The 3,615-nt window shown below is 40.4% G+C and carries 4 protein-coding genes; all 4 read left to right on the plus strand.

Going from position 1 to position 3,615, the window contains the following annotated elements:
- Positions 1–302: 302 nt before the first annotated feature.
- On the plus strand, positions 303–1,229 hold the full coding sequence (locus ACJMMI_RS01940; protein ID WP_405353000.1) for a substrate-binding domain-containing protein: 927 nt from the start codon (positions 303–305) through the stop codon (positions 1,227–1,229).
- Positions 1,226–2,095: a phosphate ABC transporter permease subunit PstC gene (pstC, locus tag ACJMMI_RS01945; RefSeq protein WP_405353001.1), complete on the plus strand. Its 870-nt coding sequence runs from the start codon at positions 1,226–1,228 to the stop codon at positions 2,093–2,095. The genes ACJMMI_RS01940 and pstC overlap by 4 nt, the downstream gene beginning before the upstream one ends.
- Positions 2,088–2,978, plus strand: a complete 891-nt coding sequence (gene pstA / locus ACJMMI_RS01950) for a phosphate ABC transporter permease PstA (RefSeq protein WP_405353002.1) — start codon at positions 2,088–2,090, stop codon at positions 2,976–2,978. The genes pstC and pstA overlap by 8 nt, the downstream gene beginning before the upstream one ends.
- Before the next feature lie 17 nt (positions 2,979–2,995).
- Positions 2,996–3,615: phosphate ABC transporter ATP-binding protein PstB (gene pstB / locus ACJMMI_RS01955; RefSeq protein WP_405353004.1), on the plus strand; the 620-nt coding region annotated here is incomplete at its 3' end.

The raw sequence follows: 3,615 nt of genomic DNA on the forward strand, positions 1-3,615 counted from the left end.
TTTTTCATATCTGCACGAACATTATACCATTGGGTAGGTATTTCACTTTCGTCAAGATAAATTTTATATGGAATATTTGTGTTATCCATTGGCTTTAGCCTCCTAATTTTTATCATTTATCACATTATAACATATTATTTGCCACTTGTCATTACATTTTATAGAAAATATTATTTCATTACATAATAAAAATAATTATTTACGGGCATTTTACAAATAGGAGATAAATACCTTTACAAATTTCTAATAAACTAAGATCGTACTCAAAAGAAGTACGATAATTATTTGAGGAGATTATATTTATGAAAAAGACAAGTACAAAAATCTTATCAGTATTAGCAGCAGGCGTAATTATGGCAGGTGCTTTTGCAGGTTGCGGCGGCAGCTCATCATCAACAGCATCAGACAACGGTTCAAGTAATGCAGGCTCATCAAGCACAGGTGCTTTTGATACAAGCAAAACCCTTTCGGTTATCACAAGAGAGCAGGGTTCAGGTACTCGTGATGCGTTTGTTGAACTTACAGGCGTGCTTGTAAAAGACGGCGATACAAAGAAAGATACAACAAGAACAGATGCAGTTACAGTAAACGGTACAGAGGCAGTTATTACTAATGTAAAGGGCAATGACGCAGCAATCGGTTACATTTCACTCGGTTCACTCAACGACAGCGTAAAGGCACTCAAGATTGAAGATGTTGACGCAACAGCAGAGAATGTAAAGTCAGGCGATTACAAAATCAGCCGTCCGTTCAACATTGCTTACAAGGGCGACCTTGACGGTCTTGCTAAGGACTTTGTTGATTACATTTTAAGCTCAGACGGTCAGGCAGTAATTTCTAACGAAGGTTATGTTCCTGTATCTGAAAATGCAGCTTATGCAGGCACAAAACCGGAGGGTAAAATCACAGTAGCAGGTTCAACTTCGGTATCTCCTGTAATGGAAAAGCTTATTGAGGCTTACAAGCAGGTAAACACAAAGGCAGACATTGAGCTTCAGACATCAGACTCATCAGCAGGTATGCAGTCAGCACTTGAGGGTACATGCGACATCGGTATGGCATCAAGAGAGCTTAAAGATACAGAAACAGCTCTTACATCTGTTACAATCGCAAAAGACGGTATTGCAGTAATCGTAAATACAAACAATACTACAGAAAATCTCACAATGGATCAGGTAAAGGCTATCTACACAGGCGAAGCTAAGGTTTGGAGCGATATAACTAAATGAGATTAAGCAATATTAAAGAAAGGGCTATGCAGGGAGTTTTCTTCCTGACAGCCCTTGCCAGCATAGCGGCAGTTGTGCTTATATGTATTTTCCTTTTCTGGAACGGTGTTCCGGCAATGGCAGAAATCGGATTTTTTGATTTTATAGGCGGCACAGAATGGGCACCTACCAATGTACCGGCAAGCTACGGTATCTTTACAATGATTATCGGCAGCATTTATGTAACGGCAGGTGCGGTAGTAATCGGTGTGCCAATCGGAATTTTAACAGCGGTTTTCCTTGCTCGTTTTTGTCCTAAGCCCTTATATAAGGTTATAAAACCCGCAACAGAATTACTCGCAGGTATTCCGTCAATCGTTTACGGCTTTTTCGGACTTATGGTAATTGTACCGTTTATCAGAGAAAACTTCGACTGTGACGGTTCAAGCTTGCTTGCAGCGTCAATAGTGCTCGGCATTATGATTTTGCCTACAATAATCGGTGTATCCGAGTCTGCAATTCGTGCAGTACCTGAAAATTACTACGAGGGTGCACTTGCACTCGGTGCAACAAGAGAGAGAAGCGTGTTTAAAACAATGCTTCCTGCCGCAAAGTCAGGTATTCTTGCCGGTGTTGTGCTTGGCATAGGCAGAGCTATCGGCGAAACTATGGCGGTTATTTTGATTGCAGGCAACCAGGTACAGATTCCAACATCACTTACAGACGGTGTAAGAACACTTACCGCAAATATTGTGCTTGAAATGGGTTATTCCACAGGACTTCACAGACAGGCACTTATAGCTACAGGTGTGGTATTATTTGTATTTATTCTTATTATCACACTTTCGATGCAGGCAATAAAGAGCAGGAGTGAAAAGAATGGCTGATAATAACGAAATTAAGGCAATCAATAAAACAGGATTTGCCCAAAGATTAAGAGAGTACAAAAGAAAGCCGCTTTCACTTGTATTGCTTATTCTTGTAGTGGTTGCAGCTGCATTTTCGGTACTTGCTCTGGTATTTTTAATAGTATATATCCTTGTAATGGGTGTGCCACACATCACTCCGGATCTTTTTGCCTGGGAATACAACAGCGACAATGTTTCTTGTATGCCGGCAATCATCAATACTATTGTAGTAACCTTGCTTACACTTGTAATTGCAGTTCCTTTTGGTGTGGGTGCGGCAATTTATCTTGCGGAATATGCAAAACGAGGAAATAAATTCGTTAAGCTTATCAGAACAATGGCAGAAACCCTTTCGGGTATTCCGTCAATCGTTTACGGTTTGTTCGGTATGCTTTTCTTTGTAACCACACTTCAATGGCGACTTTCATTGCTTGCAGGTTCGTTTACACTTGCAATTATGGTATTACCAACAATTATGAGAACAACAGAGGAAGCATTGCTTTCTGTTCCTGATTCATACAGAGAAGGCAGCTACGGACTCGGTGCAGGAAAGCTGAGAACTATTATAAAGGTAATTTTACCGAGTGCTATGCCCGGTATTCTTGCAGGTATAATTCTTGCAGTCGGCAGAATTGTCGGAGAAACGGCAGCACTTTTATATACATCAGGTTCAGCATCCGGACTTGCAAACGGACTTATGTCGTCGGGCAGAACCCTTGCAATCCATATGTATGTGCTTGCAAATGAGGGCTTGCATACAGATCAGGCGTGGGCAACGGCAGTTGTATTGCTTGTGCTTGTACTTTTAATTAATACACTTTCGGCTTTCATAGCCAAAAGACTTACAAGTAAAAATAAGTAAGAGTGGAAGGAAAATAAATGGATAAGTTTACAATTAAGGATATGAACCTGTATTACGGCAAATTTCATGCATTAAAGTCCGTAAACTTTAATATGGAAGCAAACCGCATTACAGCATTTATCGGCCCGTCAGGCTGTGGTAAATCTACCCTTTTAAAGTCACTTAACAGAATGAATGATTTGGTTGAGGGATGTAAGATTACAGGTGATATTCGTCTTGATAACGAGGATATCTACGGCAAAAATATGGATGTAAATGTTCTCAGAAAAAGAGTTGGTATGGTGTTTCAGAAAGCAAACCCGTTCCCAATGAGCATATATGACAATATTGCCTTTGGCCCGAGAACACACGGCATCAGAAGCAGAAGAGAGCTTGATGAAATTGTTGAGCAATCTTTAAGAGATGCGGCAATTTGGGACGAACTCAAGGACAGACTCAAAAAGAGTGCCCTTGGACTTTCGGGCGGTCAGCAGCAGCGACTTTGTATTGCCAGAGCACTTGCAGTAAAGCCTGAGGTATTACTTATGGACGAGGCAACATCTGCTCTTGACCCTATTTCTACAGGTAAAATTGAAGAGCTTTGTATGAAATTAAAGGATAAATACACCATTATTATGGTTACACATAATATGCAGCA

The sequence above is a fragment of the Ruminococcus sp. genome (assembly GCF_045129435.1).
GTDB lineage: Bacteria > Bacillota > Clostridia > Oscillospirales > Acutalibacteraceae > Ruminococcoides.